We start from the raw sequence: 17,647 nt of genomic DNA, 5'->3' as shown, positions 1-17,647 counted from the left end.
CCCTTCCTGGTCGTCGGACATGAGTCCACAGCCAACGGCGCTGTCGGTGCTGCGCGGGAGCGAGGGCCGTCGTCCTGTGACGGCAGTCACCCATGCGCTCCTGAGAAGAGAACTTTACACCCGGAGGCCCTCGCAGTCAGCAGCCATCTCACGATCCGATCACAGGCTGGGACTCAGTCCCGTTCGCCCTCCTGCCGGCGCACCGTGGGACGCCGCGGCCGGCCGTCGAGCTGGGGCACGATCGAGATCGTCGAGGTCATCGCCCCGAAGAACCCGAAGCTGCGCTCCCCGGACGGGCGCGGTTCCTGCCCTGCCGAGGCGATGGCGGCCTCCCGCTCCTCGGCCGCGCGCCTGCGGCGCCTGCGGACGAGGAGCGCGAAGAGGACAGCGGCGCCCGCCGCGAGGCAGAGCAGGCAGGCGAGCAGTGCGAGGAGGGCGGCCTCAGCGATCGCGCACACCCTCCCCGAACTCCTCCGCGAGCCGGGCGACGGCCGCCGGCCCCTCCTCCTGCAGCGCGCGGACGAAGGCCGAGCCCACGATGACGCCGTCGGCATAGCCGGCCACCTCGGCGGCCTGCGCGCGGGTGGAGACGCCCAGGCCCACGCACACGTGCTCCGCTCCCGCGGCGCGCGTGCGGGCGACGAGATCGGCGGCGTGGGCGCCGACCTGCCCGCGCGTGCCCGTCACGCCCATCGTCGAGGCCGCGTACACGAAGCCGCGCGAGGCGGCCGCCACCCGGGCCAGCCGCTCCTCCGTCGACGAGGGCGCGACGAGGAAGATGCGGTCGAGGCCATGCGCGCCCGAGGCCGCGAACCAGTCCTCGGCCTCATCGGGCACGAGATCGGGCGTGATGATGCCCGCGCCCCCGGCCGCCGCGAGATCCCGCGCATAGGCGTCGACGCCGTACTGGAGGATGAGGTTCCAGTAGCTCATGACGACCGGGACCGCACCGGCCTCGGCCGCGGCCTCGACGGCGGCGAAGCCGTCGCGCACCCGCGTGCCGTTCGCGAGCGCGGCCACCGCCGCCGCCTCGATGACGGGGCCGTCCATGCCCGGGTCGGTGTACGGCAGGCCGACCTCGACGATGTCGGCGCCGCCGGCGACGAGAGCGCGGACGCCGTCGAGCGAGGCGGTCAGGGTGGGCGCACCCACCGGGAGGTAGCCGATGAGGGCCGCACGGCCCTCCGCCCGCGCCTGGGCGAGCACGTCTGCCGTCGTCATCCCGGAAGCTCTCCTTCTCCGTCGAGATAGCCGAACCAGCGTCCGGCCGTCGTCACGTCCTTGTCTCCGCGCCCGGACAGGCACACGAGGATCGTCGCACCGGGACCCAGCTCGCGGCCCAGCATCAGCGCCCCCGCGAGCGCGTGCGAGCTCTCGATGGCGGGGATGATCCCCTCGGTGCGGCACAGGAGCGCGAAGGCGTCCATCGCCTCGGCGTCCGTGACCGGCCGGTACTCCGCCCGCCCCGTCGCGTGCAGCCACGCGTGCTCGGGACCGACCCCGGAGTAGTCGAGGCCGGCGGAGATCGAATGGCTCTCCAGCGTCTGCCCGTCCGAGTCCTGCAGCTGATAGGACCGCGCGCCGTGGAGGACGCCCACGGTCCCCTTCGTCAGGGTCGCGGCATGGCGGGGGGTGTCGATGCCGTCGCCCGCGGCCTCGCAGCCCACGAGGCGCACGGACTCGTCCTCGATGAAGGCGTGGAAGGCGCCGATCGCGTTCGAGCCTCCGCCCACGCAGGCCACGACGGCCTCCGGCAGGGCGCCCGTGAGCTCCTGGACCTGCGCGCGCGCCTCGAGGCCGATGATGCGCTGGAACTCGCGGACGAGCAGCGGGAACGGGTGCGGCCCTGCCACGGTGCCGAACACGTAGTGCGTGGAGTCCACCGAGGCCACCCAGTCGCGGAAGGTCTCGTTGATCGCGTCCTTGAGCGTCGCGGTGCCGGCCTCGACCGAGGTCACCTCCGCGCCGAGCAGCCGCATGCGGGCGACGTTGAGGGCCTGCCGCTCGACGTCGACGGCGCCCATGTAGATCCGGCACTCCATCCCCAGGAGGGCCGCCGCGGTCGCGGTCGCGACGCCGTGCTGGCCCGCGCCGGTCTCCGCGATGAGGCGCTTCTTGCCCATCCGCTGGGCGAGCAGCGCCTGGCCGAGCGCGTTGTTGATCTTGTGCGCCCCGGTGTGGTTGAGGTCCTCGCGCTTGAGGAGGATGCGCGCCCCGCCCGCGTGCGCGGAGAAGCGCGGGGCCTCGCTCAGCAGGCTGGGGCGGCCCACGAACTCGGCCAGCAGGCGCTGGTACTCGGTGCGGAACTCCTCGTCCAGGACGGCCTTCGCGAAGGCCTCCTCGATCTCCTCGCAGGCCGGCAGCAGGGCCTCGGGGATGAAGCGGCCGCCGAACTCGCCGAAGCGCGGCCCCTGCGGCAGCGGCGAATCCGGGGCGGAGAACTGGTCTGGTGTGCGCGTATCGGTCATGCGCGGATCACTCCTGGGTGGACGGGGAGGAGGTGAGCGCCCCAGCGCCGGCGGCGGTGAACCGGGCCACGGCGGCCTCGGGCTCGCCTCCCGTGACGAGGGCCTCGCCCACGAGGACGAGGCGGGCGCCCGCGGCGGCGTAGGCGGCCACGGATTCCGCATCGCTCACGCCGGACTCGGCCACGAGGCAGGCGCCCGCGGGAGCGTGCGCGGCCAGGGGGCCGAACCGCGCCGGATCGACGCTGAGGTCCTTGAGATTGCGGGTGTTCACGCCCACGAGCGAGGCGCCGGCGGCTGACGCGCGGGCGAGCTCCTCGGCGGTGTGCGCCTCGACGAGGGCCGCCATGCCGAGCGCGCGGCTGAGTTCGAGGAACTCGCTCAGCTGCGCGTCGGTGAGGGCGGCGACGATGAGCAGGACGATGTCCGCCCCGTGCGCGCGGGCCTCGTGGAACTGGTACTCGTCTACCATGAAGTCCTTGCGCAGGACCGGCACGTCCACGGCTGCGCGGACGGCGTCGAGATCCGCGAGCGTGCCGTCGAAGCGGCGACGCTCGGTGAGCACGCTGATGGCCGCCGCTCCCCCGCGGGCATAGGCCGCGGCCAGCGCGGCGGGATCGGGGATGTCCGCGAGTGCGCCCTTGGACGGCGACCGCCGCTTCACCTCGCAGATGAGGCCGAAGCCGGCCTCGGCCGGGAACGGGCGCGCGCCCGGCGCCGCTGCGGCCCGGGCGCGGATCTCGGCGAGCGGGACCTCGCGCCTGCGCTCCTCGAGATCCTCGGCCACGCCGGCGATGATCGAGTCGAGGACGGTCACCTGCGCGGCTTGCCCTTGCCTGCGAAGCGCATCGCGATCCCGGCGGCGAGTCCGATCACGGCCACCGCGCCGCCGGCCCAGAACACCGGCATGCTCGCGACGATGTTGCCGTAGGTCGCGATCGCGATGCCGATGAGCATGACGAAGACCCCGGTCCAGGCCGCGGGCGTGTTGCCGTGGCCGGGATCCTTGATGGCCTCGTAGTCGATCGACGACGGGTCGAGGTCGTGGGCTCCGTTGCGGACGGTGGGGGACATGTCTCTCCTCATCTGAGGTCAGCGGATGGGTCTCGCGATCATTGTCTCACGGTCCCAGGGTGCGTTCAGCTCGGGTCCTCGCCCCTGGACAGCGCGTCCCAGGCAGCGGTCGGGTCGTCCTCGGGATCGGCCGGAGCCGTCCGCGCGCGCTCGTACCGCGCCGAGGCCTTCCAGTGCCGGCTGGCCGCGCCCGCGCACACGGCCAGGGCGAGCACGAGCACGCCTGCGGCCGCGGTCGGCCACACGCTCGCAGCGGGTGCCGAGCCCGCCGCCGCGAGCGCCACCCCCGCGCAGCCTGCCCCGATGAGGCCCACGAGGCCGAACACGACGTACCGGCCCGCCCTGCCCAGCATCGCGAGCAGGAGGGCCGAGACGGCGAGCACGGCGGCTGCCGCGGTGAGCAGCGGCGAGCCGACGGTCTCGTCCGGGCCGGTCACCTCGGCGACGCCCGGCACGGGGGTGGGCGCCGTCGCGCCCGGGGACGTCCACGGCAGCCCCGACAGGTACCACAGCGCGCCGGCGAGGACGAGCAAAGCCAGCAGCGTCCGCCCCTTCGTCAGCACCCGGCTCATGACTGCCCCTCCGTGCGGTCCGGGCCCGCCGGGCGCAGCGTTCCCGCGGCGGCCGCCGCGCGCAGGACCGCGGTCGCTTTGGTCCGGCATTCCGCGAGCTCGGTCTCCGGGTCAGAGTCCGCGACGATCCCGGCGCCCGCGGACACCGTGAGCAGACCGTCGCGGATGATGCCGGTGCGGATCGCGATCGCCGCGTCCAGATCGCCCGTGAACGAGAGGTAGCCGACGACTCCCCCGTACACGCCGCGCGCGGTGGGCTCGAGCCGGTCGATGATCTCGAGCGCGCGGGGCTTCGGGGCGCCGGAGAGGGTGCCCGCGGGGAACGTGGCCCGCAGCACCCCGATCCCGTCCACGCCGTCGGCGAGCTCGCCCGAGACCGTCGAGACGATGTGCATGATGTGGCTGTAGCGCTCGATCTCCATGAACTGGACGACGTCCACGGTCCCCGGCACGCTGATCTTCGCGAGGTCGTTGCGCGCGAGGTCCACGAGCATGAGGTGCTCGGCCCGCTCCTTCTCGTCGGCGAGGAGATCGGCGGCGAGCGCCCTGTCCTCAGCAGCCGTGTGCCCGCGCGGGCGCGAGCCGGCGATGGGGTTCGTCGTCACCCGGCCGTCGGTCACCGTCACGAGCGCCTCGGGCGAGGAGCCCACGATCGTGAGCGGGCTGCCCTCGGGCACCGGCACGTCGAGGAGGTACATGTACGGGCTCGGGTTCGTCGTCCGCAGCATCCGGTAGACGTCCGCGGCGGTGGCCTCGACCGCGGAGTCGAACCGCTGTCCCAGCACCACCTGGAAGATCTCGCCGTCGACGATCTCGCGCTTGGCCTCGGCGACCGAGGCGAGGTAGTCCTCCGGCCGGGTGCGCGAGAGGACCTCGGGCTCCGGGAGCCCGTGCACGGCCACCGAGGACGGCAGCGGGGCGGCGAGCTCGGCGAGCATCCCGGCGATCCGCTCCTCGGCCCGGGCATAGGCGGCGTCGATGCCCGAGTCCTCACCGTCGATGTTGACGGCGTTGGCGACGAGCGTGAGCCGCGAGGTGTAGTGGTCGTAGATCGCGACGTCGCCGGGGATCGACATCGACAGCTCGGGCACCGGGTGCTCCGCCTCCGGTCCCGGACCGAGGTCCTCGAAGCGGCGGACGGAGTCCCAGCCCAGATAGCCCACGAAGGAGGAGACCATGGGCGGGAGGTCGTCCGCCGTCCGCTCCGTGCGCAGCAGTTCGAGCGCGGCGCTGAGGACGGTGTGCGGGTCCCCGCCCGCGGGCAGCCCCGCCGGGGGCGTCCCGAACCAGACGGCCTCGCCGCCGGACTCCGTAAGCGTCGCGACGGGGTGGCGGCCCACGAAGGAGTAGCGGCTCCAGGCCCCCTGTTCGGCCGATTCGAGGAGGAAGCCGCCGGCCCGCCCCTCGGCGAGCCTGCGGTACAGGCTCAGCGGCGTCTCCGCGTCCGCGAGCACGGTCGTGTGCACGGGTACGAGGCGGCGGTGCGCCCCGATCCGCCGGAACTCAGGCAGCGTCGGTGTGAGATCCACTGATCTCCCTTCCGGTGAAGCACGTCGCGGTCCCCGTATGGCAGGCGGGTCCGGACTGCTCCACCTCGTAGAGGAGGGTGTCGCCGTCGCAGTCGCGGTGCACCGCGACGACGCGCTGGGTGTTGCCCGAGGTCTCGCCCTTCACCCAGATCTCCTGCCGCGACCGCGACCAGTAGGTGGCCCGGCCCGTGTCCAGTGTGCGTGCGAGCGCCTCGGCATCGGCCCAGGCGAGCATGAGCACGTCGCGGGTCCCGGCCTCCTGCACGACGACGGGGATGAGCCCCCGCTCGTCGAACGTGAGCTCAGCGAACCTCGTGTCCGGCATCGGACAGCGCCCCCTTGATCTCGCCGATCGTCGTCTCCTGGAAGTGGAGGATGCTCGCCGCGAGCACGGCATCGGCCCCGGCCTCGACCGCGGGCGGGAAGTGCGCGGGCGCTCCCGCCCCGCCGGAGGCGATGAGCGGCACCGAGACCTCCGCCCGGACCGCCGCGAGCATCTCGAGGTCGAAGCCGGCCTTCGTGCCGTCGGCGTCGATGCTGTTGAGCAGGATCTCCCCCGCCCCGAGCGCGGCCGCGCGCGCGGCCCATTCGACGGCGCAGACGCCCGTGCCCCGCCGGCCGCCGTGCGTCGTCACCTCGAAGCCCGAGGCGGTCCCCGGCTCCCCTGCAGGCACCCTGCGGGCGTCCACCGAGAGCACGAGCACCTGGTTGCCGAACCGCTGTGCGATCTCCGCGAGCAGCTCGGGGCGGGCGACCGCCGCCGAGTTCACGCCCACCTTGTCCGCGCCGGACTTCAGCAGCCGGTCGACATCGGCGACGGTGCGCACGCCCCCGCCCACCGTGAGCGGGATGAAGATCTGCTCGGCGCAGCGGGTGACCATCTCGTACGTCGTCTCCCGGTCCCCCGTCGTCGCGGTGACGTCGAGGAACGTGAGCTCATCGGCTCCGGCCGCGCCGTAGCTGCGCGCGAGCTCGACCGGATCGCCGGCATCGCGCAGATCCGTGAAGTTCACGCCCTTGACGACGCGGCCCGAGTCCACGTCGAGGCAGGGGATGACGCGGACGGCAGTCACAGGCCCAGCCCCCGGTACTTCGCGATGCGGGTGTCCTGGCGCAGGTAGGCCGGGGTGCGCATGAGCGTGATGAGCTCGTACTCGAGCGTCTCGGAGAGGCGGGCGACGAAGCCGCGGGGATCGTCCGAGGCGTCGACGGGTTCGGCGACGATGCGGTCGATCACGCCGCTGCGCTCGAGGGCCGCGGCCTGCACCTGCTGCTGCTGAGCCATCTCCGCGGCGTGCTCGGTGTCCCGGTGGACGATCGCGGATGCGCCCTCCGGCGGCAGCGGCGAGAGCCAGCCGTTCTGCGCCGAGAGCACGCGGTCGGCAGGGACGAGCGCGAGCGCGCCCCCGCCCGAGCCCTCCCCCATGATCACCGAGACGCTCGGCGAGGAGAGGTTGATGAGATCGGCGAGGCTGCGAGCGATCTCACCGGCCATGCCGCCCTCCTCCGCCTCCTTCGACAGCGCCGCCCCCGGCGTGTCGATGATCGTCACCAGCGGGATTCCCAGCTCGGCCGAGAGCCGCATGCCGCGGCGGGCCTCGCGGAGGGCCGCCGGCCCCATCGGCTCGCGGCGGTCCTGGCGGAAGCGGTCCTGGCCGAGGACGACGCAGGGTGCGGAGCCGAACCGCGCGAGCGCGAGCAGCAGACCCGGGTCCTTCTCCCCCTCGCCCGTGCCCCGCAGCGGGAGGACGTGGGTGGCCCCGTGCCGGAGCAGATCGCGGACGCCGGGGCGCTCGGCGCGCCGGGAGGCGGTGATGACGTCCCAGGCCGGCCGGGTGTCCGGTGCGGCCGGGCGCGAGTCCGGGTCCGGCACCGCCGGGGGCAGCTCGCGCGCGCCCAGGAGCACCGCGAGCACGCGGGCGACGGTCTCGTGCAGGCGCTCCGGCGGCAGCACGGCGTCGATGAGGCCGCGGCGCTGGAGGTTCTCGCCCGACTGCACGCCGGCGGGGAACTCCGTGCCGTAGAGCTGCTCGAACACGCGCGGGCCGAGGAAGCCGATGAGCGCGTCGGGCTCCGCGACCGTCACATGGCCCAGCGAGCCCCACGAGGCGAAGACCCCGCCCGTCGTGGGGTGCCGCAGATAGACGAGGAAGGGCAGGCCGGCGCGCTTGTGCGCGGTCACGGCGGCGGTGATCTTCACCATCGAGAGGAACGCGACGGTCCCCTCCTGCATGCGCGTGCCGCCCGAGGCCGGCCCGGCGAGCACGGGCAGCCCCTCCATCGTGGCGCGCTCGATGGCCTCGACGAGCCGCTGGGCGGCGGCGACGCCGATCGAGCCGGCGAGGAACCGGAACTCACAGGCGACGACGCACACGCGGCGCCCGTGGATGAGCCCCTCGCCCGTGACGACGGCCTCGTCCACGCCGGACTTCTCCTGCGCGGCGGCGAGCTCCGCGGCGTACTCCTCGCTCAGCCCGGCGCCGGGGACCACGGGTTCCGAGTCCCAGGACACGAAGCTGCCGGGGTCGACGACCATGTCGATGAGCTCGCGTGAGGACAGGCGCTTGCCCATCTCAGCCCTCCAGCCAGGTGCGGATGACGGATTCGTGCTCGGACAGGCGCGGGGGCGCGAGGTGCTCGGTGACGGTCGTCTCCGTCTCCCCCTCGGCGTCCGCGTCGAAGAAGCGCAGCGGCGGGCCGGGCAGGTCGATGGGGCCCGCCGAGGAGTGCTCCGCGGTGATCTTCAGCCCCTGGGAGAGCGCCTGCTCCCACTGGTAGACCTCGGGCAGGGTCCGCACGACGCCGGAGGGGATGCCCGCGGCGTCGAGCTTCTGCAGCAGCTCCTCGCCGTCGTAGTCCGCGAAGACGCCCTCGATGACCTCGATGAGGCGTGCGCGGTTGGCGAACCGGGCGCCGTTGGTCTCGAAGCCGGGCTCGGCCGGATCGAGGCCGAAGGCCTCGCAGAAGCGGGTCCACATCTTCTCGTTGCCCACCGAGATCTGCACCGCCCCGTCCCGGCAGGAGAACAGGCCGTAGGGCGCGAGCGTCGCGTGGTGGTTGCCGCCGGGCTCGGGCGTCATGCCCGCGACCGTCGCGCGCGTGCCCTGGAAGGCGTGCACGCCCACCATGCCCGCGATGAGCGAGGTGCGCACGATCTTGCCGCGGCCCGTCCGCTCGCGCTCGAGCAGCGCGGCGAGCACGCCGTAGGCGCCGTGGATGCCCGCGAGCAGGTCCGCGATGGGCACGCCCACGCGCTGCATGTCGTCGGGCCCCGAGCCCGTGAGCGACATGAGCCCGCCCTCGCCCTGGGCGATCTGGTCGTAGCCGGCCCGGGCGGCCTCGGGCCCGTCGTGGCCGAAGCCGGTGATCGAGAGGACGATGAGGCGCGGGTTGAGCTCCATGAGCGTCGCCGTGGAGAAGCCGAGCCGGTCCAGGACGCCGGAGCGGAAGTTCTCGATGAGCACGTCCGCGCGCCGGATGAGGCCCGTGAGCGTCTCCCGGCCGTCGTCGCTCTTGAGGTCGAGCGCGATGGACTCCTTGTTGCGGTTGCAGGAGAGGAAGTAGGTGGACTCGGGTGCGTCCTCGGGTCCCGTGAACGGAGGTCCCCAGCTGCGGGAGTCGTCACCGGACCCCGGGGTCTCGACCTTGATGACGCGCGCGCCCTGATCGCCGAGCATCTGCCCGGCGTGCGGGCCGGCCAGCGCGCGGGACAGGTCGACGACGACGGTGCCGGCGAGCGGTCCTGCCGTTCGCGGTGTGGTGGGAATGCTCACGAGTCTCCTCCGTGGGGTCGTGGTTCTCGGGGGCCCGGTTCTCGGGGTCCCGGGGGCAGGTGCTGGTCTATGAGGATACGCAGACGCTGTGCCGCGGCCTCGGCGCGCGGGCCGTCCGCGGACTGGATCGCCATGACGGAGGCGGTCGTGCCGTCGACGAGGTCGAGCCGGGCCCAGGGATCGCCGCCGGCCGCCGAGTAGGTCAGCCCGACGAGCTGCTCCCAGGGGTAGGTGCGGGAGTGCGTGAGATTGCGGACGAAGAGGCCGTCTGCCCGGGCGCGGGCGCACAGGGCGGCGAAGCGCAGCAGCACCGCGGCGATGAGCACCCCGATGCCGGTCATCCAGACCGGATCGACGTGCGCGCGCCAGCCCGGGAAGTCCATGAGCGAGAACGCGACCGAGGCCGCCGCGAAGGCGAGAACGACGAGCGGGGCGAGCACGAAGCCGACGATCCGCACCTGGCGCGGGCGGATCACGAGCGCATCGCCGGGCTGCTCAGACACGGCAGGCCGCGATCGAGGTGACGAGGATGGCCCGCGCTCCCACCTCGTAGAGGCGGTCCATGACGGCGTGCTGCTGCGCGACCGAGACCATCGAGCGCACCGCGACCCATTCCGGATCGCGCATGGGCGAGACCGTGGGGCTCTCGAAGCCGGGGGTGACCGCGACGGCGGCCGAGAGCTTCTCGACCGGGATGTCGTAGTCGATGAGGACATAGCTGCGGGCCACCATGACGGACTCGAGGCGGCGGACGACGACCTGCGCCTCCTCCGTGAGCTCCGCGCGCTCCCGGCGGGAGATGAGCACGCCCTCGGAGTGCATGACCGCCTCGCCGAACGTCTCGAGTCCGGCCTGTCGCAGCGTCGTGCCGGTCTCCACGACGTCGGCGATGGCATCGGCGACGCCGAGCTCGATCGAGACCTCGACGGCGCCGTCGAGGCTCACGGTGCGCGCCTCGATCCCGCGCGCGGCGAGATCCTGGGCGACGAGGACGGGATAGCTCGTCGCGATGCGCCGGCCCGCGAGCTCTCCGATGTCCGCGAAGGCGCCGGCGCGCGCGGCGTAGTGGAACCGCGAGCGGCCGAAGCCCAGCGGCAGGATCTCCCCGGCCTCGGCCTCGGACTCGAGCAGGAGATCGCGGCCGGTGATGCCGAGGTCGAGGATGCCCTCGCCCACGTACACCGCGATGTCACGGGGGCGGAGGTAGAAGAACTCGATGCCCGCGTCCGCATCGCGGCTCACGAGGCTCTTGGTGCTCGTGCGGAGGGAGTAGCCGGCCTCGCGCAGCATGGTCGTGGCCGATTCGGACAGCGCGCCCTTGTTGGGGACGGCGATGCGCAGCATGGTGATGGGGCTCCTGGGTGCGGTGGCGTGTGCGGCTCAGAGGAAGCGGTAGACGTCCGCGGGGGTCAGCCCGCGGGCGATCATCATGACCTGCAGATGGTAGAGGGCCTGGGAGATCTCCTCCGCGAGCTCGGCATCGCTCTGGTACTCCGCGGCCATCCAGACCTCCGCGGCCTCCTCGACGACCTTCTTGCCGATCTGATGGACCCCCGCGTCGAGCTCCGCGACGGTGGACGAGCCGGTGGGCCGGGTGCGCGCCTTCTCGGAGAGTTCGGCGTAGAGAGTGTCGAAGTCCTTCACAGGGCCAGGGTAGTCCAGACGGCCGGCCCCGCGTCACGCGGGGTCGGGACGCGAGACGTCGGCGGAGATGTCGTGCGGGGAGGAGATGCGCTGCTTGGACCGCCTGCCCCAGTCGACGATCCCGATGATCACCATCACGAGGAAGATGAGGTAGACGATGCCGGAGAACAGGAGCCCCCCGGAGATCGCGAGCGGGATGCCGACGAGGTCGACGGCGAGCCACACGAACCAGAACTCGACGATCGCCCGCCCCTGCGCGACCATGGCGACGAGCGAGCCCACGAAGATGTAGGCGTCCGGGTACGGGTTCCACGACCAGCCGCCCCAGTCCAGCAGCGCGCCGAACCCGGCCGTGCCCGCCGCGAGCACCGCGATGAGCCAGATCCGCTCCTTCCACGTGCCCCAGCGGACCTGGACCTCCCCAGCCTCCTCCTTCGCCGCCTTCCAGCGGGTCCAGCCCCACACCGCCGCGGCGATGATGACGACCTGCCGGGAGGCGTTGCCGCCGAGGCCCGCGCCGATGCTCGCGCTCAGCAGCAGGATCGAGCCGAGGATCTGCACGGGCCACGAGAGGATGTTGCGCCGCAGGGCGAGGTACACCGTCGCGAGCGCGCAGATGTTGCCGATGAGATCGGAGATCGGCACCGGCACGGCGCCCAGGGTGAAGACGGGCGTGTTGAGGAGGTCGAGGATGTCCACGACCACCAAGGGTAGCCCCGCGGCCGGACTCAGCGGGACCCGGCCCGCTCCTCGGCCCGCTCCTCGGCACGGGTGCGCAGGGAGGCGATGGCGGCCTCCGCGCTCTCGGCGCCGTAGACCGCCGAGCCCGCGACGAGCACGTTCGCACCCGCATCCACGACCCGGTCCACCGTCGACTCGGAGACGCCGCCGTCCACCTGGAGGGCGATGTCGAGGCCCGAGGCCGAGATCGCCTGCCGCATGCGGGTGATCTTGGGCAGGCACACGTCGAGGAACTTCTGCCCGCCGAATCCGGGCTCCACCGTCATGATGAGCACCTGGTCGAACTCGGGGAGGAGGTCGATGAGCGGTTCGACCGGGGTGGCCGGACGCACTGCGACGCTGGCCCGCGCCCCGAGCGCCCGCAGCTCGCGGGCCAGGCGCACGGGGGCCGCGGCGGCCTCGAGGTGGAAGGTCACGGAGGCGCAGCCGAGATCGGCGTACTGCGGCGCCCAGCGGTCCGGGTCCGCGATCATGAGGTGCGCGTCGAGCGGGACGGGCGAGACCGCTCTGATCCGCTCGACGACGGGCGGGCCGAAGGTGAGGTTGGGGACGAAGCTGTTGTCCATGACGTCGACGTGCGCCATGTCCGCGGTGCTGATGCGCTGGAGTTCGGCGCCCAGCTGCGCGAAATCGGCTGACAGGATGCTCGGATTGATGTGAATGCCCACGGCAGTCGATCCTAGCGGCTCAGGGGCGCAGCGGCTCAGGGGCGCAGCTCTCAGCGCCTGCGGATGAGGGCGAGGAACATCCCGTCCGTGCCGTGGACGTCCGGCCACAGCTGGACGAAGCGCCCCTCGCCGCGGACCGCCGAGGCGAAGGAGTCCGCCTCGGCCCCCGTCACCTCGGCGAGCACGGCGGCGGCGTCGAGGACCTCCGCGTCCCGGCGTCCGGCGAGCACCTCGTCGACGATGCTCCCGGTCTCCGCCCAGTGCGGGGAGCACGTCGAATAGGCGACGACCCCGCCGGGGGCGCAGGCGGTGAGCGCGGCGTCGAGCAGGCCCAGCTGCACCTCGGCGAGTGCGGCGACGTCCTCCGGGCGCCTGCGCCAGCGCGCCTCGGGGCGCCTGCGGAGGGCGCCGAGGCCGGTGCAGGGGGCATCGACGAGCACGCCGTCGAAGCGCTCGGGGCGGTCGGCGGCGAATGCGCGGCCGTCGGCCCGGGCGATGTCGACGACATCGGCGCTCGCCCGGACGGAGTCCCGCACCAGCTCCGCCCGGTGCGCGGAGGCGTCCACCGCCTCGACGCGGCCTCCCCGCTGGGCGGCGAGCGCGGCGAGCACCGCGGTCTTGCCCCCGGGACCGGCGCACAGATCGAGCCAGCGGGGGTGCTCCGCGGCGCTCGCCTGCGCGAGCGCGAGGGCGATGAGCTGCGAGCCCTCGTCCTGCACCCGCACGCGTGCGGCGTCCACACCGGGGACGTCGCGGGGATCGCCGCCGTCGAGGACGACGGCCAGCGGTGAGAGCGCACCGCGGTGACCGGCTGTGAGCGCGAGCTCCTCGGCGTCCGCGAGTCCGGGCAGGGCGGCGAGGGTGACCTTCGCGGGGGCGTTGTCCGCGGCGAGGACGGACTCGAGACCGCCCGTGCGGGCGTCCGCCCGCTTGTGGCCGCGCAGGGCCTGCCCGAGCGCGCGCACGATCCAGGCGGGGTGCGAGTGGGCGAGCGAGAGCGCCTCGGTCTCCGGGACGTCCGCGGTGAGAACGGCGAGCCACTCCTCGCGGGAGCGCTCGGAGACCCGGCGGAGGAGGGCGTTGGCGAGTCCGGCGGCGCGACCGCCGCCGAGTGCGCGCAGGGCGTCGACGGTCTCGGAGACCGCGGCGTGGTCCCTCACGCGCATGCCCAGCAGCTGGTGGGCGCCCATGCGCACCGCCTGGCGGGTGAGGGGGTCGAGATCGGCCGGATCGCGCTCGGCCGCCGTGAGGACGATGCGGTCGTAGAGGCCCTGCATGCGCAGGGTGCCGTAGGTGAGCTCGGTGGCCAGCGAGGAGTCGCGCGGACTCATCTCCGCGTTCCGGATCCGCCCGGGCAGCAGGAGGTTCGCGTAGGCGTCCTCGGTCTCGACCTCCCGCAGCACCGTGAGCGCGACCTCACGAGGCGTGCGCGGGCGGACGCTCTCGCTGCGGGAACGGGTGCGGGTCTGTCCGTGTCCGCGGGTCTGCCTGTGTCCGCGGGGCTGTCCGTCTCCGGAGCGCTGCCGGTTCCCGCGGGCCAGTTCGCCCGGGTTCCGGCGGCTGCCCGATCCGCGCGGGCCCTCCGGATTCCGGCGCCCGCCGTGTCCGCCCCGGCCGTCTCCCTGTCCGCCCCGACCGCCCTGTCCGTGCTGCTGTGCCATCTCAGTTCTCCTCTGCCTGCGCGGTCAGGTTCTTCGGCGTACGGTGCTGTACGGCTGTGTCCTCTGCGGCTGCGTCCTCTGCGACACTGTCCTGTACGCCCCTGTCCTGTGGGGCCGCATCCTGTGCAGCTCTGTCGTGTGTGGTGCTGCCCTCTTCTCTGGCGCTACCCCCTGTGACGCTCTCCTGTGCGGCCGCGCTCGCATGCTCCGGCTGGTCGAACCGCACCGGCCCGCGGCCGCGGAGGAAGTCCGCGACGTCCATCATCGGCTTGCCGAAGGGCTGGATGCGCTCGATCCGCACCGGCTCCGTCGCGGTGCCGATGATCCCGGCTCCCCCGGAGGGCACGAGCTCACCGGGAGACAGCGCCCTCGGCAGGGAGGGCTCCGCGCTCGGCAGGGCAGCTGCCGCGCTCAGGCCGCCGAGCTTGGTCCGCTTCCCGTCCAGCTCAGCCCAGGCGCCCGGGGCCGGGCTGACCCCGCGGTACCGGGCCAGCACCTCGGCGGCCGGGGCGGAGAAGTCGAGACGGCCCTCGGCGGGATCGATCTTCGCGGCATGGCTGGCCGTGCCGGTCTGCGGCCGCAGGACGGCGGCACCCGCGGCGAGCGCGTCGAAGGCCTCGACGAGGAGGCCGGCGCCGGCGTGCGCGTACTCCTCGAGGACGGTGCCGGCCTCGGCGGCGGGCAGGGGCAGGGACCGCTGGAGGAGCACCTCGCCGGTGTCCATGCCCTCGTCGATGCGGAAGACCGTGAGGCCCGAGGTCTCCTGACCGGCCATGAGCGCACGCTGGACGGGAGCGGCCCCGCGCCATTCCGGCAGCAGGGAGAAGTGGAGGTTGAACCAGCCCAGGCGGGCCGTGGCCAGCGCCCGCGGACCCGCGATGGCGCCATAGGCGACGACGGCGACCGCATCGAGTTCCAGGTCCGCGAGTTCCGCGAGCACCTCGCCGCGCAGGCGGGCGGCTTCGCGCACCGGGAGTCCCAGCGCCTCGGCCTCCGCCTTGACGGGGCTGGGCGTGAGTACGCGCTTCCGGCCCACCGGGGCGTCCGGCCGGGTGAGGACGGTGACGATCTCGTGATCCGAGGCCGCAAGGGCTCTCAGCGCTGGCACGGCTGCTGCGGGGGTTCCGGCGAAGGCGATTCTCACGCGGGCAAGTCTACTGGGGCGGGACGGAGGCACCTCGGGCAGGCGGCCGGCACCCGCCGGCCAGCGAGGGCGGATCAGCTGTCGAGCTGCAGCCGCGCCCAGTGCGCGCAGGTGAACCCTGCGAAGGCGCCGGCCGTCAAGACCGCGAGGGCGAGCTGCGCCGCTCCCGCCTCCGTCCCCTCGGACAGCGCCCAGAGCGCGGGCGCGGCAGGCGGGAGCCATGCGCCGGTCCCGGCGAGCGCCCCGATCTGCCCGATGATCACGAGCAGGATCGCAGCGGCCGTCCCGGCGAGCAGGGAGCGGGTGAGTGAGGCGACCCAGGCGACGGGAGCGGTGAGCGCTCCGGAGAGCAGCGTGAGCGCGAACTGGCGAGCCAGGCCCGCCCGCGCCTCCGCCCCGGGCGGGCCGTAGCCGAGCAGCAGGCCGAGGCCCAGGAGCGCACCGGTGAGAGCACTGCCGACCAGCAGCACCCAGAGGCCGTGGACGGCGAACTTGGCGAATGCGATGCGTCCGCGCGTCACCGGCAGCGCGAAGAGGCCTGCGACTGTGCCCTCGGCGAACTCGCGCGCGAACATCCACGCGAGCACCACCCCGAAGCCGAGGAGCGCCCCGGCGGCGGTGATCTGCGCGGCGGTGGAGAGCAGCCCCTGCCAGCCCGCCGTGACGTCGATGCCGGAGAATTTCGCCTGCGCGACGAGGCGGGGACTGCCGCTCGCGATGCCGAGGATGAGTCCTCCCACGAGTGCGAGGACGCCGAGGACGAGGGCCAGGGTCCCGATCGTCCCGACCGGCGAGCGGAGGAGCTTGAGCGTCTCGGCCAGGATCGCGGAGCGCATCATGCTGGGCCTCCTCGGGTACCCCCGGCGGAATCGCCGTCAGGGGTGCGGTGGGTGTCGTCGGCGCGGTGGGTGTCGTCTGCGCGGATGCGCGCGAAGAACGCGCGTTCGAGGTCCTGTCCTGCGGGATCGAGCTCCCCGATGAGCCGGCCGGCGTTCATGAGGAGGATGCGGTCGGCGATCCGTGCGACCTCGTCGAGGTGATGGCTGCTCACCAGCACCCCGGCACCGGCTTCCGCCCTACGCATGAGCTGCTCCCGCAGCAGGAGGACGGAGGCGGGATCGAGGGCGTTCCCCGGCTCGTCGAGGACGATGAGACGGGGATCGTGCTGGAGGGCGAGCGCGAGGCCGGTGCGCTGCCGGTTGCCCTGCGAGAGGCGGCGGAACCGCCGTGCGGCCACGGCATCCAGCCGCCAGGTCCCGAGGGCCGCCTCCGCGCACCGGGGCTCCGTGCCTCGCAGGAGGCAGGCCAGGCGCAGGTTCTGCCTCACCGTCAGCTCCGGGTAGGCCGGGGGCGTCTCGATGAGCGTGCCCACCTGCGCCCACATCCGCCTCGGCAGGTGCGGCAGCGGGACGCCGAAGAGCCGGATCGTCCCCTCCCGCGGCCGGAGCATCCCGAGCGCCAGCCGCATGAGGGTCGTCTTGCCCGCGCCGTTGAGCCCGATGAGCGCGACGATCTCGCCCGCCGCGACCTCGAGCACGAGCTCCTCCACCCCGGAGTCGCCGCGAAAGCCCCGGGAGACCCCCTCGAGCGACAGGAGCGGCGCGGTCATGGCGCACCCCCGCCCAGGACGTCGAGCGCGGCGTGCAGGGCCCGTTCGAGGCTCACTGCGTCCGGCTCTGTGTGCTGGTGCTGTGTCTCGTGCTGGACCGGCGTCTCGTGCTGGACCGGCTCGGTGTGCGCGCGAGCCCAGTCCAGGAGCACGGCGCCCAGGCCGGCGATCATCGCGGCGGCCGCGGCACGCGCCGCACCGTCCGGCACTCCGCGCTCACCGAGGGCCGAGGCGAGCGCGGCGGCCGTCGCAGTGCTGTTGCGCTCGATCGCTCCCCGCAGCGCAGGCGTCTCCGCGAGGAGCCGCAGGCGCTCACGCTGCTGAGCCACGGCCTCGGCGCCGATCCCGCCCCAGGTCTCCCTGATGCCCTCCGCCAGCGCCCGCATGGACCGTTCCTTCTGCGGCCGCGCGCGGACCGCCTCGGCCATGAGCGGATCGAAGGGATCGTCGAGCAGCAGGGACTCCTTCGATGCGAAGTGACGGAACAGCGTCATCTCGCTCACCCCTGCGCGCGCCGCGATCCGGGCGGTGGTCGTCGCCGCATAGCCGTCCTGGACGAACAGCTCCATCGCCGCCCGTCGCAGTCCCTCGTGAGTGCGCTGCCATCGGCTCATGGGTCTGATGTTAGTCACTCACATTTATGGGCACAAGAGCGCAACCGGCGGGGAGGGGAGGGGAACTGACGGCACTGCATGGGCGGAGAGCTCTGCGCGCAGGGGATCCTCTCCGCAGGGGACCGGACGCGCAGGGAACCGGGCACGGGGAGG

20 protein-coding genes and 1 pseudogene are annotated in these 17,647 nt (G+C 73.4%); all 21 read right to left on the bottom strand.

The features are described 5' to 3' along the window. Positions 1-173: 173 nt before the first annotated feature. The 21 genes and pseudogenes from K318_RS0108115 to K318_RS20310 all read right to left on the bottom strand — a co-directional run bounded on the left by K318_RS0108115 (position 174) and on the right by K318_RS20310 (position 17,494). Complete coding sequence (locus K318_RS0108115) at positions 174-458, bottom strand: hypothetical protein (RefSeq protein ID WP_029089124.1); 285 nt, start codon at positions 456-458, stop codon at positions 174-176. Next, complete coding sequence (trpA, locus tag K318_RS0108110; protein ID WP_029089123.1) at positions 442-1,221, bottom strand: tryptophan synthase subunit alpha; 780 nt, start codon at positions 1,219-1,221, stop codon at positions 442-444. The genes K318_RS0108115 and trpA overlap by 17 nt, the downstream gene beginning before the upstream one ends. After that, positions 1,218-2,468 (bottom strand): tryptophan synthase subunit beta, encoded by a 1,251-nt coding sequence (trpB, locus tag K318_RS0108105; RefSeq protein ID WP_029089122.1) that lies wholly within the window; start codon positions 2,466-2,468, stop codon positions 1,218-1,220. Before trpB ends, trpA begins: the two co-directional genes overlap by 4 nt. Before the next feature lie 7 nt (positions 2,469-2,475). Continuing rightward, positions 2,476-3,282, bottom strand: coding sequence for an indole-3-glycerol phosphate synthase TrpC (gene trpC, locus K318_RS0108100; RefSeq protein WP_029089121.1), 807 nt, complete (start codon positions 3,280-3,282; stop codon positions 2,476-2,478). Beyond that, positions 3,279-3,539, bottom strand: coding sequence for an HGxxPAAW family protein (locus K318_RS0108095; RefSeq protein ID WP_051297708.1), 261 nt, complete (start codon positions 3,537-3,539; stop codon positions 3,279-3,281). Before K318_RS0108095 ends, trpC begins: the two co-directional genes overlap by 4 nt. A gap of 65 nt (positions 3,540-3,604) precedes the next feature. Continuing rightward, positions 3,605-4,111: a Trp biosynthesis-associated membrane protein gene (locus K318_RS0108090; RefSeq protein ID WP_051297707.1), complete on the bottom strand. Its 507-nt coding sequence runs from the start codon at positions 4,109-4,111 to the stop codon at positions 3,605-3,607. Continuing rightward, positions 4,108-5,640: an anthranilate synthase component I gene (locus tag K318_RS0108085; protein WP_029089118.1), complete on the bottom strand. Its 1,533-nt coding sequence runs from the start codon at positions 5,638-5,640 to the stop codon at positions 4,108-4,110. Before K318_RS0108085 ends, K318_RS0108090 begins: the two co-directional genes overlap by 4 nt. Further along, on the bottom strand, positions 5,615-5,965 hold the full coding sequence (gene hisI / locus K318_RS0108080; RefSeq protein WP_029089117.1) for a phosphoribosyl-AMP cyclohydrolase: 351 nt from the start codon (positions 5,963-5,965) through the stop codon (positions 5,615-5,617). Before hisI ends, K318_RS0108085 begins: the two co-directional genes overlap by 26 nt. Next, positions 5,943-6,713 carry an imidazole glycerol phosphate synthase subunit HisF gene (gene hisF / locus K318_RS0108075; RefSeq protein WP_029089116.1) on the bottom strand — a complete coding sequence of 257 codons (771 nt, stop codon included), beginning with the start codon at positions 6,711-6,713 and terminating at the stop codon, positions 5,943-5,945. The genes hisI and hisF overlap by 23 nt, the downstream gene beginning before the upstream one ends. Beyond that, the gene (locus K318_RS0108070) at positions 6,710-8,212 is read right to left on the bottom strand and encodes a carboxyl transferase domain-containing protein (RefSeq protein ID WP_029089115.1); all 1,503 of its coding nucleotides are present in this window, start codon (positions 8,210-8,212) and stop codon (positions 6,710-6,712) included. The genes hisF and K318_RS0108070 overlap by 4 nt, the downstream gene beginning before the upstream one ends. A gap of 1 nt (position 8,213) precedes the next feature. Further along, positions 8,214-9,413, bottom strand: a complete 1,200-nt coding sequence (locus K318_RS0108065; RefSeq protein ID WP_029089114.1) for a CaiB/BaiF CoA transferase family protein — start codon at positions 9,411-9,413, stop codon at positions 8,214-8,216. After that, on the bottom strand, positions 9,410-9,916 hold the full coding sequence (locus tag K318_RS20325) for a PH domain-containing protein (protein WP_084499876.1): 507 nt from the start codon (positions 9,914-9,916) through the stop codon (positions 9,410-9,412). Before K318_RS20325 ends, K318_RS0108065 begins: the two co-directional genes overlap by 4 nt. Then, positions 9,909-10,757 (bottom strand): ATP phosphoribosyltransferase, encoded by an 849-nt coding sequence (gene hisG, locus K318_RS0108055; protein ID WP_029089113.1) that lies wholly within the window; start codon positions 10,755-10,757, stop codon positions 9,909-9,911. The genes K318_RS20325 and hisG overlap by 8 nt, the downstream gene beginning before the upstream one ends. A gap of 36 nt (positions 10,758-10,793) precedes the next feature. After that, positions 10,794-11,057: a phosphoribosyl-ATP diphosphatase gene (locus K318_RS0108050; RefSeq protein WP_029089112.1), complete on the bottom strand. Its 264-nt coding sequence runs from the start codon at positions 11,055-11,057 to the stop codon at positions 10,794-10,796. A gap of 33 nt (positions 11,058-11,090) precedes the next feature. Further along, positions 11,091-11,756 carry a nicotinamide mononucleotide transporter family protein gene (locus tag K318_RS0108045; protein WP_035281255.1) on the bottom strand — a complete coding sequence of 222 codons (666 nt, stop codon included), beginning with the start codon at positions 11,754-11,756 and terminating at the stop codon, positions 11,091-11,093. Between the two features lie 29 nt (positions 11,757-11,785). Beyond that, positions 11,786-12,466 (bottom strand): ribulose-phosphate 3-epimerase, encoded by a 681-nt coding sequence (gene rpe, locus K318_RS0108040; RefSeq protein ID WP_029089110.1) that lies wholly within the window; start codon positions 12,464-12,466, stop codon positions 11,786-11,788. Positions 12,467-12,516: 50 nt separating this feature from the next. Next, positions 12,517-14,127 (bottom strand): RsmB/NOP family class I SAM-dependent RNA methyltransferase, encoded by a 1,611-nt coding sequence (locus K318_RS0108035; RefSeq protein WP_029089109.1) that lies wholly within the window; start codon positions 14,125-14,127, stop codon positions 12,517-12,519. 232 nt (positions 14,128-14,359) lie between these two features. Further along, a pseudogene (gene fmt / locus K318_RS20320) lies at positions 14,360-15,271 on the bottom strand (methionyl-tRNA formyltransferase); the annotation flags it as partial. Between the two features lie 74 nt (positions 15,272-15,345). Then, positions 15,346-16,110, bottom strand: coding sequence for an ABC transporter permease (locus tag K318_RS0108025; RefSeq protein ID WP_051297706.1), 765 nt, complete (start codon positions 16,108-16,110; stop codon positions 15,346-15,348). After that, positions 16,107-16,880: an ABC transporter ATP-binding protein gene (locus K318_RS20315; protein ID WP_084499872.1), complete on the bottom strand. Its 774-nt coding sequence runs from the start codon at positions 16,878-16,880 to the stop codon at positions 16,107-16,109. Before K318_RS20315 ends, K318_RS0108025 begins: the two co-directional genes overlap by 4 nt. After that, positions 16,877-17,494, bottom strand: a complete 618-nt coding sequence (locus K318_RS20310; RefSeq protein WP_084499870.1) for a TetR/AcrR family transcriptional regulator — start codon at positions 17,492-17,494, stop codon at positions 16,877-16,879. The genes K318_RS20315 and K318_RS20310 overlap by 4 nt, the downstream gene beginning before the upstream one ends. Between the last annotated feature and the right edge of the window lie 153 nt (positions 17,495-17,647).

This window comes from Brevibacterium album DSM 18261 (genome assembly GCF_000426445.1).
Lineage (GTDB): Bacteria > Actinomycetota > Actinomycetes > Actinomycetales > Brevibacteriaceae > Brevibacterium > Brevibacterium album.
The sequence above is the reverse complement of the archived record's forward strand: the minus strand, read 5'-3'. Positions and strand labels throughout refer to the sequence as shown.